Source organism: Bacillus sp. FSL L8-0152 (assembly GCF_038006365.1).
Classification (GTDB): Bacteria; Bacillota; Bacilli; order Bacillales; family Bacillaceae_G; genus Bacillus_A; species Bacillus_A cereus.
Genome location: NZ_JBBOVB010000001.1, coordinates 3,890,884 through 3,913,118 on the forward strand (window position 1 = coordinate 3,890,884; position 22,235 = coordinate 3,913,118).

Sequence of the window (22,235 nt, forward strand, 5' to 3'; positions counted from 1 at the left end):
TCCCGCTTCTTTGACTATCGACGTAAGCCAAGCTTTGTGATTAATTCACGGTAACGTGTGATATCGCTATTACGAAGGTAAGTTAGTAAATTACGACGTTTACCAACCATCTTTAATAGACCACGACGTGAATGATGATCTTTCTTGTGAGTACGTAAGTGCTCGTTTAGAGTGTTAATTTGCTCCGTTAGGACAGCAATTTGAACCTCTGGAGAACCAGTATCAGTCTCATGAGTTCTAAATTGTGCAATGATTTCATTTTTACGCTCTTGTGTTAAAGCCATCCTATTTCACCTCCTATTAATTAAACCCCCAATTACCTAGCAAGCGTCGGTGAGTCGCAATGCCAAGCAATGGTTGTCATAAAGTACATAACATAGAATACTACTTTTCATTTGAAAAAGCAAGTATATTCTTTTCGCTCGCAAAATATTCTTGTGCTGTTTTCTTATCTTTTGCGATTTGTTCAACTAACTCATCAATGCCATTGAATTTCTTCTCTTCTCTTATACGCATATGCCACTCTACTGTAACATTTTGATCGTATATATCTTTGTTAAATTCAAATAAGTGCACTTCAATTGATAATTGGCGCCCATCTTCTTTAAAAGTCGGTTTATATCCAATATTACATACACCATCGTACCATTCATCGTGAACTTTTAATCTCACTGCATAAACACCTACAGGTGGCAATAAATACTCATCACTTAAACCTACATTAGCTGTTGGAAAACCAATTTGACGCCCACGTTTGTCGCCGTGTATAACTGTTCCCGCTACAGTATAGGCTCTACCTAAAATAGATGGAATTTGTTCCATTTCGCCATTTCGAATTAACTTTCGTAATGCTGTAGAACTTACTTTCTCTTCTTGAAATTCAACTTTTTCAATCACAGTTTGTGTAAACTCCCCTCTTGCATGAAATGGTAAAGTCTCCATCTTTCCTTTTCCTAAACGTCCATATGAATAATCAAACCCTGCTACTACATGCTTTACATTTAAACCAATAATATAATCATCTACAAATTGTTGTGGTAATAACCCTGCAAATGATTCATCAAATTTAATCACATATAATATATCGATTCCTAAGCTTTCGACTATTTTTTCTTTATCACGCATTGGTGTAATATACTCCACATGCGCATCCTTTTTCCCTAAAACAACAGATGGATGAGGATGAAATGTCATAACTGCACTTTTATATCCTCGGTCGTCCGCTATTTTTTTCGCAGTTCGAATTACACATTGATGTCCTAAATGAATGCCATCAAAAAATCCTAATGCCATTACAGTAGGTGGTAATTCTAATTTATTTTGTTCATGTGGATGAGTTAAATGAATAAGTTTCACGCTTGAATTCACCTTTTTCTGTAATAATCCTTCCAATAATTCATTATAGCTTTAGTTCTTGATTATTCACAAGTACTTTCATCGGCTTTAACATGCCAGGATGTTTCGGGTGATGTTCATAAATTGCTAAGCAACGATCATTTTTATCAAACACTGTAATAAATGGTGCTGTTATTTCTAATTCATTCTTTAAGAACATACCATTCTTGATTTTCTCTGCTTGCTTTTCATCTACAACCATTTTTGGAAACTTACTTAATGCTTCATCAATTGAAATGAAGATAGACTCTACTGTTCCATTTTGCACGTTTTCTTCAATTTCTTCAAATGATATGCAATCTTCTAATAAAAATTCACCAGATGCCGTTCTTACAAGGTGAGACATATGTGATGGGAAACCAAGTTTCTCCCCGATCATTACCGCTAACGTTCTTACATATGTTCCTTTACTACACGTTACACGGAAACGGAATGAAATATTTTCTCCTTCAAAAACTTCACGGTCATCAAGTAATACGAATTCATGAATCGTAATTGTACGAACTGGACGTTCCACCTCTTGTCCTGCTCTTGCATATTCATATAATTTTTTCCCGTTTACTTTTACAGCTGAGAACATTGGTGGCATTTGTTCAATCGTGCCTGTTAATTCCGCTAGTACCTCTTCTACTTCTTTACGTGTAATAACACGGTTTACATCTTGTTTCTCCACAACTTCACCAGAAGCATCTTCTGTTGTTGTTGAAAACCCTAATGTTACTTCACCTTCATATGTTTTCGTTTCACTTGTTAAAAATTGTGCAATCTTCGTTGCTCTCCCCACACAAAGTGGTAATACTCCCGTTACATCTGGGTCTAATGTTCCCGTATGACCAATTCTCTTTTCTCGCAATATCTTTCTTAATTTAAATACACAATCATGTGATGTCATGCCTTTTGGCTTATGTAATAATACTACACCTTCCATATATGTTCACCTCATCATAATTCTTTCGTAGTAAATATCCAAAACTTATTTTGCATTGAAAAAATGGATAGACAAATGTCTATCCATTATTCTTCACGTTTACCGTCTTTATTAATTTCATGTAAAAGTGTATCAATTCGATGACCATATCCGATAGACTCATCAAACTCAAAGGTAATTTCCGGTGTTTTACGAAGACGAATACGTTGGCCAATTTCTGAACGAATAAAGCCTTTTGCCTTCGCTAAACCTTTTAACGTATTTTCTTTCTGTTCTTCGTCACCTAAAACAGAAATATATACTTTGGCAATTTGCAAATCACCACTCACTTGTACATCTGTTACTGTAACAAATCCGATACGTGGGTCTTTAATTTTACGACTAATGATGTCGCCTAATTCTTTTTTCATTTGCTCGCCTACACGGTTTGCACGTAATTTCATAACTCTTCACCTCATTCAATACCATTCCAATTGTGTTATCGTACGTTCAATTTCAGGAAATGAATCGATGTACTCCAGTACACGATTCATTTCTTTTTCACAGATAACACGATTTGAGGATACGGAAACAATCGCAATTTCTGTACGTTGCCATACATCTTGATGCCCAACTTCAGAAACAGCTACATTATAGCGCTGTTTCACACGAGTTAGCACTCGTTGCAAAATTGCCCGTTTCTCTTTTAAAGAATGCACATCGTAAATCATACACTCGAATGAGAGTGAAGCGACAATCATCGCTTCACTTCTTCCATAACGTATGCTTCAATGATGTCCCCTTCTTTAAGGTCATTATATCTCTCAATTGTAATACCACACTCATAGTTTTGTGCAACTTCTTTTACGTCGTCTTTGAAACGTTTTAACGTATCAAGTTGTCCTTCAAAAATTACGATACCATCGCGGATAATACGAACGCCACTATCGCGTGTAATTTTACCGTCAATTACGTAACAACCTGCGATTGTTCCAACTTTTGTTACCTTGAATGTTTGACGAACTTCCGCTTGACCGATTACTTTTTCTTCGAATTCTGGATCCAGCATACCTTGCATTGCTAATTCAATTTCTTCGATTACTTTGTAGATAATGCGGTGTAAGCGAACATCAACGTTCTCTAATTCAGCTGTACGCTTCGCGTTCACATCCGGACGTACGTTAAATCCAATTACAATTGCATTAGATGCAGAAGCTAAAATGATATCAGATTCTGTAATCGCACCTACACCAGTGTGAATGATTTTAACTTTTACGCCTTCAACATCAATTTTACGAAGTGACGCTGCCATCGCTTCAACAGAACCTTGTACGTCTGCTTTTACGATTAAGTTGATTTCTTTTACATCGCTCTCTTGGATTTGTTGGAATAAATCTTCAAGGCTTAATTTAGATTTCTCACCACGTTGTGCAACTAACGCTTCTTGTGCACGTGATTCACCGATTTGACGAGCTTTCTTCTCATCAGCGAATGCCATGAAACGATCTCCAGCCTGTGGTACTTCATTTAAACCTGTAATTTCAACAGGAGTTGATGGACCAGCAACTTTTACACGACGACCAATATCACTTACCATTGCACGAACACGTCCGAATGAAGTTCCAACAACGATTGGATCTCCAACTCGAAGTGTACCGTTTTGAACTAATAATGTCGCGATAGTTCCTTTACCTTTATCAAGCTGTGCTTCAATTACAGTACCCGTTGCATAACGATTTGGGTTTGCTTTATATTCTTCTACTTCACTTACAAGAAGAATCATCTCTAGCAAGTTGTCAATTCCCTCGCCTTGGATTGCAGAAATTGGTACGAAAATTGTATCTCCGCCCCAAGCTTCTGGAACTAATTCATATTCTGTTAATTCTTGCATTACACGATCAGGATTCGCCGCTGGTTTATCCATTTTATTCACAGCAACAATAATTGGTACTCCAGCTGCTTTTGCATGGCTAATCGCTTCAACTGTTTGAGGCATAACACCGTCATCAGCTGCAACAACAAGGATTGTAATATCAGTTACTTGCGCACCACGAGCACGCATCGTTGTAAATGCCGCGTGACCAGGCGTATCTAAGAATGTAATTTTCTTATCATTTACTTCAACTTGGTATGCACCAATATGCTGAGTAATTCCACCCGCTTCGCCAGCAGTTACTTTTGAATTACGAATTGAGTCAAGTAATGTTGTTTTACCATGGTCAACGTGTCCCATAATCGTAACAACAGCTGGACGCTCTTTTAAGTTTTCTTCATCATCTTGCTCATCAATGAATGTTTCAAACTCAGTTTCACTTACAACTACTTCTTCTTCTACTTCAATACCGTAATCAGTAGCAATTAACTCAATTGTATCTTTATCCAAGTCTTGGTTAATTGTTGCCATAATTCCAAGCATGAAGAGCTTTTTAATAATTTCAGATGGCTCTTTACTTAACTTTTTAGCAAGTTCACCTACTGTAAGGCTTCCAGAGAAAGTAATTTTATCTGGTGTTTCTACTATTTGCGTTTGTTGTCTTCCAGCAAAGTTATCTTGACGTTTGTCTTCATTTCCTTTGCCTTTTTTCTTTTTCTTATTGCTGTTCTTTTTACTGCGAACAACTTTCTCTTCTACTTCAAACTCATCTGCAACAGAAGGTTTTTCCGCTCCAGTGTTATATTCATTATCTAATTTATTTACTACTTCATCTTCTAACATTGTCATATGATTCGAAACCTCGATATTCATCTCTTTAAGTTTTGTCATAAGATCTTTACTTGAGATATTATTTTTTTTTGCATATTCATGTACTCGAATTTTACTCATACCTTCACCCCCGGTAATTTGTATCGAGCATGCTACGTAGCTTTTTCGCAAAGCCTTCATCTAACACAGCTACAACGACTCGCTCGTCTCTCCCAATCGCATGCCCTAATTGTTGTCGATTTTCGACTTTTTTCATTGGTACGTTGTAGTACGTCGTTTTATCCGTGATACGTTTAGTAGTGTTCGCTGACGCATCTTCAGAAAGCAATACGAGCTTTGCTTTACCACTTCGTACTTCTTTTAAAACGAGTTCTTCACCCGAAATGATTTTTCGAGCGCGATTTGCTAGTCCTAAAAACGATTTCCAATCGGACACTTATTTCGACTCCTTCTCAACAAGCTCAAGAAGCTCTTCGTACAGAGAACTGTCGATTTTCGCTTTTAGATGATGTTCCAAAATGTTTTTCTTTTGGGCTTGCATAATGCATTCTTTATCTTTTGACAAATATGCACCTCGTCCTGATTTTTTTCCAGATAAATCAATAGACACTTCGCCCTCTTTGGAACGAACAATGCGAACGAGCTCTCGTTTTGATTTCATCTCTTGCGTCGCGATACATTTTCGTAACGGAACTTTTCGATTGCTCATACTCATCACCTCTATTCGATTTCGTCTTCAACTGAATCGAATCCGAATGCGATTACGCTATCTTCTTCTGTTACAATTCCAAGTTGTTTCGCATCAGACTCACTTTTAATATCAATTTTCCAGCCTGTTAATTTAGCTGCAAGACGCGCATTTTGTCCACGCTTACCGATAGCTAATGATAGCTGGTGGTCTGGAACAACAACAGTTGTTGCTTTTTCATCTTCATCTACAAGTACTTTAACAACTTGTGATGGGCTTAAAGCATTTGCAACATATTCAACTGGATCATTTGACCAGCGAACGATGTCAATCTTTTCACCTTTTAGTTCATCTACAACACGTTGTACACGTTGTCCTTTCGGTCCTACGCAAGAACCAACTGGATCAACATCAATGTTTTCTGCATGCACAGAGATTTTAGAACGATCTCCTGCTTCGCGCGCTACAGAGCGAATTTCTACAGTTCCATCATAAATTTCTGGAACTTCCATTTCGAATAAACGTTTTAAAAGACCAGGATGTGTACGTGATACGTAAATTTGTGGTCCTTTTGTTGTCTTTTCTACTTTTGTAATAAATACGCGAATACGATCATGTGGCTTATATTGCTCATTTGGCATTTGCTCACTTACAGGTAATAAAGCTTCTACTTTACCTAAGCTTACGTAGATGAAACGAGCATCTTGGCGTTGTACAATACCAACCATAATGTCTTCTTCACGATCACTAAATTCTGAGTAAATAACACCACGTTCTGCTTCACGAACTCGTTGTGTTACAACTTGTTTTGCAGTTTGCGCTGCAATACGACCAAAATCTTTTGGCGTTACTTCAATTTCTAGTACGTCGCCATCTTGGTAGTTTGGATTAATTTGTCTTGCCTCTTCTACAGAGATTTCAAGACGTGGATCAAACACATTATCAACAACGTCCTTACGTGCTAAAACTTGAATTGTTCCCACTTCTGGGTTAAAGCTCACACGAACGTTTTGTGCTTGGTTAAAATTGCGTTTATAAGCAGAGATTAACGCTGCTTCAATCGCATCAATAATAATATCTTTACTAATACCTTTTTCTGACTCTAATACGAGCAAAGCATCTAACAACTCAGTGCTCATGAAGATCCCCCTTCTTACTAAAACGTAACAGCAAGTCGCGCATTTGCAACTTTATCCATTGGAATTTGGATTTCTTTTTTACGTGTTTTAATTGTTAATAGTAGTGTAATTGTAGTACCGTCGTAGGAAAGTAACTTTCCTTCAAACATCTTTTCGCCATCAATCGGCTCATATGTTTTAATTGCCACTTGTTTTCCTACCGCTTGCTGGAAGTCTTTCTCTTTCTTTAATGGGCGTTCTGCTCCAGGAGATGATACATCCAAAAAGTAAAGGTGAGGAATTGGATCCTCTTTATCTAAAGCTTCGCTTAAACGTTCACTTACCGCACCGCATTCTTCAATGTCGACTCCCTTTTCAGAATCGATGAATACGCGTAAGAACCAGTCTTGTCCTTCTTTCACATACTCTACATCTACAAGTTCAAGATTTAACTCTTCAACGATTGGCTGCGCAAATGCTTCTACAACTTCTGTGACTTTCTTATCCATAAACAGCCTCCTTCCTGCCGCCATGTACCATTTACAAGAAAAGATCCCGTTCATAAAGACGGTCTATCTTATTCTTTCTCGTTAGCTAACAAAAGCCCCTGCCGTTAAGCAGGGAATATCTGTCTTAGTATTACCAAATTTAAGAAGTAAAACTTGTAACAAAATATGTATATACGACAGAAATGTCTTTACTATCTACATGAATAAAATGTAGATAGTAACACGAAAGAGTGGGTTTCCCCACTCTCTTTTTCACAAAATATACATGACATGGTTATCTCGGTTTATAGTATACCATAGCAAATATTGATTTGCAAAGACTTTTCCTACCTATTAGAACAGTGATAATTGGTTTTGATCCGGCAAATCTCCTAAACAACCTTGGCTATCTAAATACTCAATAATTGTTTTCGAAACCTTACTTCGTTGCTGTAAGTCTTCTTTTGATAAGAAGTCTCCATTTTTGCGCGCTTCCACAATACTTAAGGCTGCGTTCGTACCAAGACCAGGCACTGCATTAAACGGAGGGATTAATGAGTCTCCATCAATAATAAATTCCGTTGCATGCGAACGGTATAAATCAACCTTTTGGAATGAGTATCCACGCTCGCACATTTCAAGCGTCATTTCTAGTACCGTTAATAAACTTTTCTCTTTCGGCGCTGCATCCAATCCTTTTTGAGCTATTTCATCAATTTTCACACGTATGGATGCTGAACCTTTCGCCATCGCCTCTACATCAAAATCATCTGCACGGACTGTAAAATATGCCGCATAGAATAAAAGTGCAAAATGTACTTTAAAGTATGCGATACGCACAGCCATAAGTACGTAAGCAGCCGCATGGGCTTTAGGGAACATATATTTAATCTTCTTACATGAATCAATATACCAACCTGGTACATTATTACCTTTCATGTCATCTTCCCATTCTTCCGGTACACCTTTACCTTTACGAACCGACTCCATGATTTTGAAGGCTAATGATGGATCTAAACCTTGATAGATTAAATATACCATGATGTCATCACGACAACCGATAACTTCACTCAGCGTACATGTACCGTTATAAATTAACTCATTTGCATTACCCAGCCATACGTCAGTACCATGTGACAGCCCAGAAATTTGGACCAATTCTGAGAATGTCGTTGGTTTTGTCTCTTCTAACATCTGTCTTACGAATTTCGTACCGAATTCTGGGATACCAAGTGTACCTGTTTTACAGTTAATTTGTTCTTCCGTTACCCCTAACGTTTCTGGACCAGAGAAAATTTTCATTACCTCTGGATCATCCGTTGGGATTGTTTTCGGATCAATACCACTTAAATCTTGTAACATACGAATAACGGTCGGATCATCGTGTCCTAGTATATCAAGTTTCAATAAATTATCATGAATCGAGTGGAAGTCAAAATGCGTTGTTCTCCACTCAGCACCAATTGAATCAGCAGGAAACTGTATTGGGGAGAAATCAAAAATATCCATGTAATCTGGCACAACGATTATACCACCTGGATGCTGTCCAGTTGTACGTTTTACCCCTGTACATCCCGCTACTAAGCGGTCAATCTCTGCATTCCGAATTGTTAAATTGTGATCATTTGCATAACCTTTTACATATCCATAAGCTGTTTTTTCCGCAACTGTACCAATCGTTCCAGCACGGTATACATAATCTTCACCGAACAGTACTTTCGTATAGTTATGAGCACGTGGTTGGTATTCCCCGGAGAAGTTCAAATCGATATCGGGTACCTTATCTCCTTTGAATCCAAGGAACGTTTCGAATGGGATATCATGTCCATCTTTTACATATGCCACATTACATGTCGGACAATCTTTATCTGGTAAGTCGAAACCAGAGCCTACCGAACCATCATTAAAGAATTCAGATTGCTTGCATTTTGGACAGACATAGTGTGGTGGTAATGGGTTTACTTCTGTAATTTCCATCATCGTTGCAACGAACGATGAACCTACTGAACCACGCGAACCTACTAGATATCCGTCGACTAACGATTTTTTCACAAGCTTATGTGAGATTAAATAAATAACGGCAAAACCATGTCCAATAATACTTTTCAATTCTTTTTCTAAGCGAGCCTCTACAATTTCTGGTAGTTCTTCACCATATATACTGCGTGCCATTTTATAACTCATATCACGTGTTTCATCATCGGCACCCTCAATTTTCGGTGTATATAGATCATCTTTTACCGGACGAACATCACCAATTAATGACGCAACTTTTTGTGTATTCGTTACAACAACTTCTTTCGCTTTGTCCTCACCTAAAAATGAAAAACACTCTAGCATTTCATCAGTTGTACGGAAATGTACTGGCGGTAATGAATGTCGATTTAACGGATTTGCCCCGCCCTGTGAACTAACTAAAATTTTACGATACATTGCATCTTCTGGATCTAAGTAATGCACGTTCCCTGTAGCGACAACTGGTTTATCTAACGTCTCACCTAGTTTTACTAAGTTAGAGATAATTGTTTTTAATTGTCCTTCATCTCGAACGAGTTCACGCTCTACTAAATGACGCAACACCTCTGGAGGCATTACTTCAATGTAATCATAGAACTGTGCAATTTCTTCTACCTCTTCAGGAGCTTTTTGCATCATTGCCTCAAATACTTCACCTTTATCACAAGCCGTTCCTACTAAAATTCCTTCACGGTATTTTTTTAATAGTGACCTCGGTACTCGTGGTACACGGTAAAAGTAATTAAGGTGAGAATATGAAACAAGTTTATATAAATTTTTCAACCCAACATCTGATGTGGCAAGTAACGTCATATGACTTGGACGGCCACGCTTATACGCATCCCCTTGTCCCATGCTATCATTTAATTGATCGTGATATTCAAATCCCTTTTCAATTACATCTTTCAACATTTTCACAAGTAAATATCCCGTCGCTTCTGTATCATAAATCGCACGGTGATGTTGCGTTAATTCAATATCAAGTTTTTTACACATCGTATTTAATCGATGATTTTTCATTTCTGGGAATAAGAATCGTGCAAGTTCTAACGTATCAATAACGGGGTTATTCGTTTTTTCTAACCCAGCCTTTTTAAAACCTACGTTAATAAAGCCCATATCAAAGCTTGCATTATGGGCAACAAGTGTATGGTCACCCATCCATTCCTCAAACTTTTTAAACACTTCGTCCACTTCTGGTGCATCAGTTAACATATCATCTGTAATACCTGTTAATTCAATAATCGTCGCTGATAATGGTTGATGTGGATTTGCGAAAGATTCAAAGCGATCAATGATTTCGCCACCCTTTACTTTTACGGCAGCCAACTCAATGACTGTGTCGTATACAGCTGATAAACCTGTCGTCTCAACGTCGAAAACAACATACGTTTCCTCTGCAAGTAAACGATGCGCCTCGTTATAAGCTATCGGTACACCATCATTAACTAAATTCGCTTCTACACCGTATATAACTTTAACTCCAGCTTTTTTCCCCGCAGAATATGCCTCCGGGAACGACTGAGCCACAGCATGGTCTGTAACCGCAATAGCTTCATGTCCCCATTTACCAGCTTGGGCAACAAGTCTAGAAACAGGAGTAACAGCATCCATTTGGCTCATCGGAGTGTGAAGATGAAGTTCTACACGCTTTTCGCCTTCTGGCGCTTTATCTTTACGAGACGGCCCTGTTATTTCATTAATATCATTTGCAATCATTACTAAATCTCGAACGAATGTATCGTTTTGAACAGAACCACGCGCTTTCACCCACATTCCTTTTTTCAAGGATTGCAGCATTGGAATATCTTCTTTGTCACGCGAGAACATTTTGATCATAATAGAATCCGTATAATCCGTTATTTTTAAAGTTAATAACGTACGCCCACTACGAAGCTCTTTTGTTTCTACATGGAAGACATATCCTTGAACCGTTTTTCTTCTTTCTTCATCTTGAATTTCTCGCATCGGTGTAATCTCTTCATCCGGCTTAATAAGATACCCGAGTGTAATCGGTCCTTCATGCACAACGCTGCTTTCTTCAGCTTGCTTCTTCGCCATTTCTTCCATAGCTTGTATAACACGCTCGCGGTCTTCTTGCTGCGTTTGCTCACGAAACTTTTGCATTTCTTCTGCATTTTGCTGTATATGTGTGTCTAACTGGAAACGCGGGAATCCAAAAGCTTCGTATTGATCCCCCACTGGTTTCGCAACGTTTTTCTTTAAAGCAGTAGACTCCAGCTCATTATTTACATTTATTAACAACTTCACTCCATTCACCTGCGGAAGTTGCTTCTTTAAGTACGCGAACATGGGTGAAAATGTAATTCGTTCCGTACAAAGTGGCCAATACGCCCTTACTTCTTCTTCTGTAAATTGTTTATTCTCTGTTTCTAATGCAAATGTTGTTCTTGCAATATGAGAAAATGATTGCTTAAGCTTTGTTTCTAGCAATTCATATAATTCTGTAGGCAAAATACGTGGCACTTGTAAATCAAAATGCCAACTTTTATTCGCTTTATCAATAACGAGCCTTTCAATACCACCGCCTTGTAAATATTGATTTATAAGGTCGTCTGGTATTTGCAACTGCTGGAGCAAAATTTGAAATCGCTCTTGTTGTTCATTTGTTAAAGACATAAGCACTCTCCTTCCATTTGCTATTATAAATTGAAACGTACTACAAAGAAAGATTTCTTCCTTCTTCTTTTACAAAATACGTTTACAAAGAAAGAGAAGGTACCCCATTACGAGGTACCTCTTCTTATTTTAAAATATTTGCAATATATGTTTGAAGTTCTTCTACTTTTACTTCTTCAGACTCACCTGTAGCACGTACTTTCACTTCTACAATACCTTCGTCTGCTTTTTTACCAACTGTAACGCGAACTGGAAGACCGAATAAATCTGCATCTGCAAACTTAACACCTACACGTTCTGCACGATCGTCTAATAACACTTCATAGCCTTGTTCTTGTAATGAGTTGTAGATATTTTCACCCATTTCACGTTGTGCATCAGATTTCATATTTACTGGAATTACATGCACATGGAATGGTGCTACAGCTTTTGGCCAAACTAAGCCGTTCTCATCGTTAAACTGCTCTGCAATTGCTGCCACTGTACGAGATACACCGATACCGTAACAACCCATAATAAGTGGTTGTGTTTTTCCGTTTTCATCTAGGAATGTCGCGTTCATTGCTTCACTATAACGAGTTCCTAATTTGAATACATGACCAACTTCAATTCCGCGTGCGAAAAGAATTGTTCCGTTTCCATCTGGAGATTGGTCTCCTTCTTGAATGAAGCGTAAATCTGTATATTGACTTACTTTAAAGTCACGTTCTGGATTTACATTTACATAATGGAATCCTTCTTCGTTCGCTCCTGAACATCCGTTAACAATTGATGCTACAGCGTGATCAGCAATAATTTCAATATCACCTGTTACACCAATCGGCCCTAATGAACCAATTTCACAATTTAATAATTCTTTTACTTCTTCATGAGAAGCAAGCTCAACAACTGAAGCGCCGTATACATTTTTCACTTTCACATCGTTTACTTCGTGATCACCACGAACAAGTACAACTACTAATTTCTCATCTACTTTAAATACCATAGACTTAATGCACTTGTCAGCTGCAATGTTTAAGAATGCAGATACTTCTTCAATTGCTTTTTGGTCTGGTGTTGCTACTTTTTCAAGAGCTTTTTCTGCTTCGTCACTCTTCGTATACGTATCTACAACAGGAGCCATTTCGATGTTTGCTGCATAATCAGATGTGTCAGAGTATGCAATTGTATCTTCACCAACATCAGATAATACCATAAATTCATGTGTATCTTTTCCGCCCATTGCTCCAGAATCAGCAATAACTGCACGGAAATTCAAGCCACAACGAGCAAAAATGTTAGAGTATGCTTTATATAAGCGATCGTATACTTCATCTAAGCTCTCTTGTGTAGCATGGAAAGAGTATGCATCTTTCATTAGAAACTCTCTTCCACGTAATAAACCGAAACGAGGTCTTTGCTCATCACGGAATTTTGTTTGAATTTGGTATAATGTTAACGGTAATTTTTTATATGATTTCACTTCATCACGCACAAGATCCGTAATTACTTCCTCATGTGTCGCTCCTAATGCGAATTCACGAGCGTTACGATCTTTCATACGCATTAATTCAGATCCGTATGAATACCAACGACCTGATTCTTGCCATAATTCTGCAGCTTGCATAGCTGGCATTAATAATTCTACAGCTCCTGCACGCTCCATTTCTTCTCGAACGATACGTTCTACTTTGTGTAATACTTTTAATCCAAATGGTAGAAAACTATAAATACCAGAAGCATTTTGACGCATAAAACCTGCGCGAAGTAATAATTGATGACTCTTAATTTCAGCATCAGCTGGAACTTCACGTAATGTAGGACTGAATACCATACTTTGTTTCATTTATTTGCACCTCTTCATTTTACTCTTACACGCAGTAAAACCCCTCACCTCGAATTAGGTGAGGGATTTTATTCTACGAGCTCTATTTCATTATTAGTTTCATTCTATTTTACAAGAAAAACTTACGAATGTCATTCCATGTTACAACTAACATTAATAACATTAATAATGCAAAACCAATAAAATGAACCATTCCTTCTTTTTGACGGTCAATTGGTTTCCCTCGTAACGCTTCAATTAAGAAGAAGAATAAACGGCCACCATCTAAAGCAGGAACTGGTAATAAATTAAATAAACCAAGATTAATGCTTAGAACTGCCGCTAAACTTAGTACACGCGTAAATCCATAATCTACAACTTGATCTGTTAGATTATAAATTCCTACTGGACCTGACAACTCATTAATAGAAAATTGACCAGTTACTAATTTCACAAGAGATTCAAAAATTAGTTTCGTCCATTGGTACGTTTGTTCAAATCCTGATTTAATAGAACCCATTACTGTTTTCTCTACAGGAGAATAAACACCAATTCTACCAACTTCGTCTTTTCCTTCTTTATCAAGTGTTGGCGTTACTTTCACATTAAACTGTTCATTATCACGCTTTACTTGTAACGTAATTTCTTTATTCGGGTTTTCACGTACAATAGTAACAACATCTTTCCATGTACTTGTGTTTTTCCCATCAATCGCTTGAATTGTATCATTCTCTTTCAGGCCAGCTTGCTGTGCTGCACTATTATCCATCACTTTTCCGACCATTGGTTTGTCAATAGGAACCCCTTGTACAAATCCAAGAATCACAAAAATAACAAATGCTAAAATGAAGTTCATTGCAGGACCCGCAAAGATTGTTAAAGCGCGTTGACCCAATTTTTTAGAGCCAAATTGCCTGTTATATGGAGCAATTTGAATTTCTTCTCCAGCAGTAATGATGCGAGCCTTTTCATTCACTCGGAATGTTTGAAGCTCTTCCTCATACTCTTCATAGCCTGAAATCGTTAGATTATGCTCTAAATCAGCTTGTTCGACTTCAATAACACGAACATTTGGATATTTTTCATATCCATCAAAAACTAATTTCACAGCTTCGTCTTTTTCATTTAGCACAAGGCCAACCTTTTTCCCTGGCTTTAACTCAACTGTGTCTGCATCCTCGCCAGCCATTCTTACATAGCCACCCAGAGGCAGTAATCGAATCGTATACACCGTTTCATTCTTTTCAAATGAGAATATTTTCGGACCAAAACCAATCGCAAACTCGCGGCATAAAATGCCTGCTCTTTTCGCGAAGTATAGATGCCCTAGCTCATGGAAAAATACGAGTGCACCGAAAATTAATATAAAGGCAATCGCTGTATTCAATTCCATAACCACCTTTGCTAAATTTGTTCCATCACAAACCGTCTTGTGGCTGCATCAATTTCCAGAATTTCCTCTAAGCTCGGACGTGCAATGACATTGTGATGGTTCATTGCTTTTTCAATGAGGTCTTCCACTGTTAAGAAACCAATTCTCTTTTGTAAAAAAGCTTCAACAGCTACTTCATTTGCTGCGTTCATTACAGCTGGCATACTTCCACCAGCTTTTCCAGCTTCATACGCAAAACGTAAACAACGGAATCGTTCTTGGTCCATTTTCTCAAAATGCAACGTCCCTATTTCCCATAAGTTTAACTGTTTTGTGTCTGAAAGAGGCAATCTATCAGGATATGTAAGTGCGTATTGAATTGGTACTCGCATATCAGGTGAACCAAGCTGCGCCATTACACTACGATCTTCAAATTCAACCATAGAATGGATAATACTTTCTTTATGTAAAACAACATCGATTTGCTCATAAGGGATACCAAAAAGCCAATGTGCTTCAATTACTTCTAGTCCCTTATTCATCATTGTAGCAGAATCAATTGTAATTTTCGAACCCATTGACCAGTTTGGATGTCGAAGCGCATCTTCTACGGTCACATGATGCAATTCATCTCTCGTTTTATCACGGAAACTTCCACCAGAAGCCGTTATAATAAGACGAGAAATTCTTTTTTCATTTTCACCATTCAAGCATTGAAAAATAGCCGAATGTTCACTATCTACTGGAAGTAACGAAACATTATGTTTTCGCGCTGCTTCCATTACAAGATGTCCTGCAGTTACTAACGTTTCTTTATTTGCAATTCCAATTGTTTTTTTCGCCTCAATCGCACGAAGTGTCGGTAACAACCCTACGCTACCTACAACAGCATTTACTACAATCTCCGCATCTGGATGTAATGCTACTTCTAAAAGTCCTTCACTACCATATACAATTTTTGTATTACCAGAAACAGTTTGTAATTTTAAAACATCTTCCTCTCTTTGCACAGAGACGATTTGCGGAGAAAATTCTTGAATTACCTTTACTGCGTAGTCAATATTTTTCCCTACAGAAAAAGCAACGAGACGGAATTGGTCTGGGTGCGAGCGTAATACATCTAAAGTTTGTGTACCAATTGATCCGCTTGCACCTAATAAACTAATGTTTTTCATGACTCCAACCCCTCGTTCATTTATTAATTGTATTGTAATAAGAAGTAGAGAATTGGTAAAACGAATAACCAACTATCTGTTCGATCTAATATACCACCATGCCCAGGTAAAATTGTACCTGAATCCTTTACGCCATAATGACGTTTAAAAGCAGATTGTACTAAATCACCAATTTGTCCAAAAATAGAAATGATAATTGTCAGCACAATTAAAATTACTACATTCGATTCGACTGGGAAGAACACGTTGTAAACAAGTGCCACAATAATTCCACAAACGATGCCGCCTAATGAACCTTCAATCGTTTTATTTGGACTAATTTCTGGCCACAATTTTCTCTTGCCCAATGCTTTTCCTACGAAATATGCGCCTGAATCAGTAGCCCATATAACAAATAATGCACAAAACACATATTTAATTCCTAATATTCTCGTTTCATTTAAATATAAGAATCCCATTGCCACATATGTCGTTGCCATTAGTAAAAATGAAGCATTATCAAAAGTAAATGTATTCTTAGAAAGGACTGTATATGATAAAAGTAATAAAACAATCACAAATGTGATTTCCAATTTACCTAATCCAATCCATGTAAACAGTTCTGATGCACTACTTGGAATTAAAAGAATCCACAATAATACTGCAGCTAAAACTGTCGGTACTGAAATAAGCGTAAGCTTATTCATACGAATTAATTCATATAAACCTATAGAAGCAAGTGCATACACTAAAACCGTAAAAGGCACGCCACCGTATATTACGATGGGAATGAATAGCGCGGCAGCAACCACTCCAGTAATAATTCTCTGTTTCACTACCAAACCCTCTCTTTCTACACGCCTCCGAATCTGCGCCCTCTATGTTGAAAGTCAGTAATCGCATTTAGCAAATGTTCTTCTTTGAAGTCTGGCCAATACACATCTGTAAACCAAAACTCCGAATATGCAATTTGCCATAACATGAAATTACTAATACGTAGCTCTCCGCTTGTTCGGATTAATAACTCTGGATCGGGTAAAGAACTCGTCATTAAGTAGGAGGAAAGCATTTCTTCACTTACCTCTTCAGAACGAATTTTTCCTTCCTCATTATCTTTCATCATATGTTGCACAGCAGAAACGATTTCATCTCGACTTCCATAGTTTAACGCGAAATTAAGAATTAATCCCGTATTCTCTTTCGTATCTTCCATGGCTTTCTCCATCGCTCTGCGTGTATGCGTAGGAAGACGATCTTTTTGCCCTATTACTCGGACTTGTACGTTTTCTTCAATCAATTCTGGTAAAAATGTACCTAGAAATTCTTCTGGAAGCTTCATTAAATAATCAACTTCCTTTTTCGGTCTTTTCCAGTTCTCAGTTGAAAAAGCATAAAGAGTTAACACTTTCACATTAAGTTTACTTGCAAATTTTGTAATTTTCTTTACAACTTGCATACCTTCATGATGTCCCGCAATACGAGGCATTGCTCTCCTCTTTGCCCATCTTCCATTCCCATCCATAATGATGGCAATATGTTCTGGGATATATCCTTTTTTCACTTCTTCAACGAGATGATCAAACGATGTGTCCTTTTTACCTTTAAAAAAAGGAAAGTTTTTAAACATCATTCATACCCTCCAACAAGCAGACGTATGCCTAAAAGTGTAAAAAGACCCCCTTAAGAAGAGGGTCATATTTGCGAAGTTATCGCTATTACACTTCCATGATTTCTTTTTCTTTGTTTTTTGCGATTTCGTCAACTTTTGCAATATATTTATCTGTTTCTTTTTGGATATCTTCAGTATATCCTCTTAAATCATCTTCTGTAATCTCGCCAGCTTTTTCAAGCTTCTTAAGATCATCATTTCCGTCACGACGTACGTTACGAACAGCTACTTTTGCTTCTTCAGCATATTTTTTCACAACTTTAACAAGATCACGACGACGCTCTTCTGTTAATGCAGGGAATGCAATACGAATTACAGTTCCATCATTAGAAGGGTTTAAGCCTAAATCTGCTTTTAAAATTGCTTTTTCGATATCACCGATAGAAGTTTTATCATAAGGTTGAATTACAAGTAAACGTGCTTCTGGAACTGTAATGTTCGCTAATTGCACAACTGGTGTTGGTGCACCATAGTAATCAACTTGTACCTTATCTAATACAGACGAGCTTGCACGACCAGCGCGAACTGTTGCTAATTCACGAGAATAAGCAGCAACTGCTTTTTCCATTTTTTCATTTGAAGACTTCAATACTTGTTGTCCCATATTTATTTCCCCCTTACAACTGTTCCAATATTTTCGCCTAAAACGGCACGTTTAATATTACCTTTTTCCATAACTGAGAATACAATTAATGGAATATCATTATCCATACATAGAGAAGAAGCTGTAGAATCCATTACACCTAAACCTTCTTTTAATACATCTAAGTAAGTAAGCGTTTCGTATTTCGTAGCTGTTGGGTCAATAGATGGATCTGCGCTATATACGCCATCCACATTATTTTTTGCCATTAAAATAACGTCTGCTTCGATTTCCGCTGCACGTAATGCTGCTGTTGTATCTGTAGAGAAGTATGGATTACCTGTACCTGCTGCAAAGATAACAACACGTTTTTTCTCTAAGTGACGAACTGCTTTACGGCGAATGTAAGGCTCTGCCACTTGACGCATCTCAATTGAAGTTTGTACACGAGTTTGGATTCCAATATTCTCCAAGCTATCTTGAAGAGCTAATGAATTCATAACTGTAGCTAACATGCCCATGTAATCTGCTCCTGCACGATCCATGCCCATTTCACTTCCAATTTTCCCACGCCAAATGTTACCGCCACCAACAACAACAGCAACCTCTACATCAAGTTCTGCAATTTCTTTTACTTGTTCTGCAACTGACTTAATAACAGTTGGATTAATTCCAAATCCTTGCTCTCCAGCTAAAGCTTCTCCACTTAGCTTTAAAACGACACGATTATATTTCGGTTTACTCATAATGAACCTCCAATTGCTTACATCTTTATTTTAAAAAAGGGAACACAATGTGTTCCCTAATCTGTATTAGTTACTACCTTTTACTTGGTTCATTACTTCTTCAGCAAAGTTGTCTTCGCGTTTTTCGATACCTTCACCAACAGCGTAGCGAACGAATCCTTTTAATGTTCCGCCTTTAGACTCAACGAACTGACGAACTTTCATATCAGGGTTTTTAACGAATGCTTGGTCAAGTAAGCAAATCTCTTCGAAGAATTTGCCTAGACGGCCTTCAACCATTTTTGCAACGATTTTTTCAGGCTTGCCTTCGTTTAATGCTTGTTGTGTTAATACTTGACGCTCATGCTCAACTTCTTCAGCTGTTACAGCATCGCGGTCGATGTATTTAGGGTTAACTGCAGCGATGTGCATTGCAACATCTTTAGCAGCAGCTTCATCAGTAGAACCTTCAAGAACTGTTAATACACCAATGCGTCCACCCATGTGTAGGTAAGCGCCGAATGCATCTGCATCAGTTTTTGATACGATTTCGAAACGACGAAGTGTAAGTTTTTCACCAATTTTAGCGATTGCTTCATTGATGTGCTCTTCAACGTTTTTACCGTTTTCCATTGTTTGAGCCATAGCTTCTTCAACGTTAGCTGGTTTGTTAGTTAATAAGTGAGCAGCTAATTCTTTAATTAGTGCTTGGAAACCTTCGTTTTTCGCAACGAAATCAGTTTCAGAGTTTAATTCTAAGATTAAAGCGTCGTTACCGTTTGTTTCGATGAAAGTTAAACCTTCAGCAGCAATGCGGTCTGCTTTTTTAGCAGCTTTCGCAATACCTTTTTCGCGTAAGAAGTCAATTGCCTTCTCCATGTCGCCGTTAGTTTCTGTTAAAGCTTTTTTGCAGTCCATCATACCTGCGCCAGTTTTTTCACGTAATTCTTTTACCATTTGAGCAGTGATTGCCATATTTTTCATCCTCCTAAAATATGTATTTATACCTTTTATAAAGGTGTTTATACCTTAAAAAAGGTGATAAAAGGCCGAACCCCTTATCACCTTTCCAACTTTGTTACGCAGTAACAGTTTCTTCACCTTGTTTTGCTTCAAGGATCGCGTCTGCCATTTTAGATGTAAGAAGTTTTACAGCACGAATTGCATCATCGTTTGCTGGAATAACGTGATCGATTTCGTCTGGATCACAGTTTGTATCAACGATACCGATGATTGGAATGTGTAATTTGCGTGCTTCAGCAACTGCAATACGCTCTTTACGAGGGTCTACTACGAATAATGCACTTGGAAGACCTTTCATATCTTTAATACCGCCTAAGAATTTCTCAAGACGCTCTAACTCTTTTTTAAGTTGAACAACTTCTTTCTTAGGAAGTACTTCGAAAGTACCATCTTCTTGCATTCTTTCGATGTCTTTAAGACGCTTGATACGCTTTTGGATTGTTTGGAAGTTTGTTAAAGTTCCGCCTAACCAACGTTGGTTAACGAAGTACATACCAGCACGAGTTGCTTCTTCTTTAATAGCTTCTTGTGCTTGTTTTTTAGTACCTACGAATAAGATGTCTCCACCTTCAGCAGCGATGTCGCGCATCGTTCTGTAAGCTTCCTCAACTTTTTTCACAGTTTTTTGTAAGTCGATGATGTAGATACCGTTACGCTCTGTGAAAATGTAACGCTTCATTTTTGGGTTCCAACGACGAGTTTGATGTCCGAAATGAACACCAGCTTCAAGCAATTGCTTCATAGAAATTACTGACATAATATAGTTCCTCCTAAATGGTTTTTGATATCCTCCGTTTACTTCATCTCTAAGCGAAACTACAAACGTAGCACCAACACTTAAATCAGTAAACGTGTGTACTTTGTACTGACACCACTGCTTACTATATCATACTGAAATATTACAATCAAGTCGAAAATGCGAACAATGTAAAACTTTCTTTGTTCATACTCGAATTCTAGTATTACCAACCTTCATTTCTTTTAAGCAAAAAAGTAAAACACAATTAATAGTTTTCCCAGAAAACACGCTTATGGCACTTTTCACAAGCGCCATCAATCCATTGCACAAAAAAACTCTCCTCGATCGAGGAGAGTTTTTTATAAATTAGTTTGTTTTTAATTTAGCAAGTTCCTGTAGAAACTTGTCGTTTAGCACTTTAATGTATGTTCCTTTCATACCTAAAGAGCGAGACTCAATTACACCAGCACTTTCTAATTTACGTAGTGCATTTACGATTACAGAACGAGTAATTCCTACACGATCAGCAATTTTACTTGCAACAAGTAAACCTTCTGTTCCATTTAATTCTTCGAAGATATGCTCAATTGCTTCTAACTCACTGTAAGATAATGAGCTGATCGCCATTTGAACAACAGCTTTACTACGTGCTTCCTCTTCGATTTCTTCTGCTTTTTCACGTAAGATTTCCATGCCTACAACAGTTGAGCTGTACTCAGCAAGGATTAAATCGTCATCTAAGAACTCTTGACCAAGACGAGCTAATACTAAAGTACCTAGACGCTCACCACCACCAACGATTGGTACGATTGTAGTTAAACCTTGACCAAATAATTCTCTGTTTTCTACCGGGAATGCTGTGTAAGCACTGTTCACATCTAAGTTTGAAGATGTTTCTGTAATGTTGAATAAGCTTTGTGTATATTCTTCTGGGAATTGACGTTCTGCAAGCATTTGCTTCATGCGTTCGTTTTCGATTTGTTGGTGAATTGCATAACCTAGTAATTTACCACGACGACTAACTACGAATACGTTTGCTTCGATTACTTCACACATTGTGTCAGACATTTCTCTAAAGTTTACAGGCTTCCCTGCTGCGCTCTGTAATAACGCATTTAATTTTCTTGTTTTTGCTAATAATTCCATTTCAAAAGTTCCTCCTACATGTTACTCACATATTTTTTCATCACTTGGAAACTAGGGCGAGTCA

At 37.7% G+C, this 22,235-nt stretch carries 21 protein-coding genes; all 21 read right to left on the reverse strand.

Annotated elements, in window-relative coordinates:
• Positions 1–14 precede the first annotated feature (14 nt).
• The gene (rpsO, locus tag MHH27_RS19355; protein ID WP_001229392.1) at positions 15–284 is read right to left on the reverse strand and encodes a 30S ribosomal protein S15; all 270 of its coding nucleotides are present in this window, start codon (positions 282–284) and stop codon (positions 15–17) included.
• Positions 285–384: 100 nt separating this feature from the next.
• Complete coding sequence (gene ribF, locus MHH27_RS19360; RefSeq protein WP_098507929.1) at positions 385–1,356, reverse strand: bifunctional riboflavin kinase/FAD synthetase; 972 nt, start codon at positions 1,354–1,356, stop codon at positions 385–387.
• 43 nt (positions 1,357–1,399) lie between these two features.
• The gene (truB, locus tag MHH27_RS19365; protein WP_000399362.1) at positions 1,400–2,323 is read right to left on the reverse strand and encodes a tRNA pseudouridine(55) synthase TruB; all 924 of its coding nucleotides are present in this window, start codon (positions 2,321–2,323) and stop codon (positions 1,400–1,402) included.
• An 86-nt stretch (positions 2,324–2,409) separates the two neighbouring features.
• The gene (gene rbfA / locus MHH27_RS19370) at positions 2,410–2,766 is read right to left on the reverse strand and encodes a 30S ribosome-binding factor RbfA (protein WP_000776437.1); all 357 of its coding nucleotides are present in this window, start codon (positions 2,764–2,766) and stop codon (positions 2,410–2,412) included.
• Between the two features lie 15 nt (positions 2,767–2,781).
• Positions 2,782–3,063, reverse strand: a complete 282-nt coding sequence (locus MHH27_RS19375; protein ID WP_000634349.1) for a DUF503 domain-containing protein — start codon at positions 3,061–3,063, stop codon at positions 2,782–2,784.
• Positions 3,060–5,126: a translation initiation factor IF-2 gene (infB, locus tag MHH27_RS19380; RefSeq protein WP_000036347.1), complete on the reverse strand. Its 2,067-nt coding sequence runs from the start codon at positions 5,124–5,126 to the stop codon at positions 3,060–3,062. The genes MHH27_RS19375 and infB overlap by 4 nt, the downstream gene beginning before the upstream one ends.
• A 4-nt stretch (positions 5,127–5,130) precedes the next feature.
• Positions 5,131–5,442 (reverse strand): YlxQ family RNA-binding protein, encoded by a 312-nt coding sequence (locus tag MHH27_RS19385; RefSeq protein ID WP_001286522.1) that lies wholly within the window; start codon positions 5,440–5,442, stop codon positions 5,131–5,133.
• Positions 5,443–5,715, reverse strand: coding sequence for an RNase P modulator RnpM (rnpM, locus tag MHH27_RS19390; protein WP_000071125.1), 273 nt, complete (start codon positions 5,713–5,715; stop codon positions 5,443–5,445).
• 11 nt (positions 5,716–5,726) lie between these two features.
• Entirely contained in the window at positions 5,727–6,833 is a 1,107-nt protein-coding gene (nusA, locus tag MHH27_RS19395; protein WP_000102598.1) for a transcription termination factor NusA, read from the reverse strand.
• A gap of 17 nt (positions 6,834–6,850) precedes the next feature.
• Entirely contained in the window at positions 6,851–7,321 is a 471-nt protein-coding gene (gene rimP / locus MHH27_RS19400) for a ribosome maturation factor RimP (protein ID WP_000359095.1), read from the reverse strand.
• Positions 7,322–7,654: 333 nt separating this feature from the next.
• On the reverse strand, positions 7,655–11,956 hold the full coding sequence (locus MHH27_RS19405) for a PolC-type DNA polymerase III (protein WP_053563760.1): 4,302 nt from the start codon (positions 11,954–11,956) through the stop codon (positions 7,655–7,657).
• 124 nt (positions 11,957–12,080) lie between these two features.
• Positions 12,081–13,781, reverse strand: coding sequence for a proline--tRNA ligase (locus MHH27_RS19410; RefSeq protein WP_090977191.1), 1,701 nt, complete (start codon positions 13,779–13,781; stop codon positions 12,081–12,083).
• 109 nt (positions 13,782–13,890) lie between these two features.
• Complete coding sequence (rseP, locus tag MHH27_RS19415; RefSeq protein ID WP_001090233.1) at positions 13,891–15,147, reverse strand: RIP metalloprotease RseP; 1,257 nt, start codon at positions 15,145–15,147, stop codon at positions 13,891–13,893.
• Between the two features lie 17 nt (positions 15,148–15,164).
• Complete coding sequence (dxr, locus tag MHH27_RS19420; protein WP_000790379.1) at positions 15,165–16,307, reverse strand: 1-deoxy-D-xylulose-5-phosphate reductoisomerase; 1,143 nt, start codon at positions 16,305–16,307, stop codon at positions 15,165–15,167.
• Positions 16,308–16,330: 23 nt separating this feature from the next.
• Positions 16,331–17,122: a phosphatidate cytidylyltransferase gene (gene cdsA, locus MHH27_RS19425; RefSeq protein WP_000813592.1), complete on the reverse strand. Its 792-nt coding sequence runs from the start codon at positions 17,120–17,122 to the stop codon at positions 16,331–16,333.
• 17 nt (positions 17,123–17,139) lie between these two features.
• Positions 17,140–17,916 carry an isoprenyl transferase gene (gene uppS, locus MHH27_RS19430; RefSeq protein WP_000971296.1) on the reverse strand — a complete coding sequence of 259 codons (777 nt, stop codon included), beginning with the start codon at positions 17,914–17,916 and terminating at the stop codon, positions 17,140–17,142.
• A gap of 85 nt (positions 17,917–18,001) precedes the next feature.
• Positions 18,002–18,559: a ribosome recycling factor gene (frr, locus tag MHH27_RS19435; protein WP_000531505.1), complete on the reverse strand. Its 558-nt coding sequence runs from the start codon at positions 18,557–18,559 to the stop codon at positions 18,002–18,004.
• A 2-nt stretch (positions 18,560–18,561) separates the two neighbouring features.
• Positions 18,562–19,284 (reverse strand): UMP kinase, encoded by a 723-nt coding sequence (gene pyrH, locus MHH27_RS19440; RefSeq protein ID WP_000042669.1) that lies wholly within the window; start codon positions 19,282–19,284, stop codon positions 18,562–18,564.
• Between the two features lie 66 nt (positions 19,285–19,350).
• Positions 19,351–20,238, reverse strand: coding sequence for a translation elongation factor Ts (gene tsf, locus MHH27_RS19445; RefSeq protein WP_001018577.1), 888 nt, complete (start codon positions 20,236–20,238; stop codon positions 19,351–19,353).
• 103 nt (positions 20,239–20,341) lie between these two features.
• Complete coding sequence (rpsB, locus tag MHH27_RS19450) at positions 20,342–21,043, reverse strand: 30S ribosomal protein S2 (protein WP_000111485.1); 702 nt, start codon at positions 21,041–21,043, stop codon at positions 20,342–20,344.
• A gap of 348 nt (positions 21,044–21,391) precedes the next feature.
• Entirely contained in the window at positions 21,392–22,171 is a 780-nt protein-coding gene (gene codY / locus MHH27_RS19455) for a GTP-sensing pleiotropic transcriptional regulator CodY (protein ID WP_000421290.1), read from the reverse strand.
• Positions 22,172–22,235: the final 64 nt, after the last annotated feature.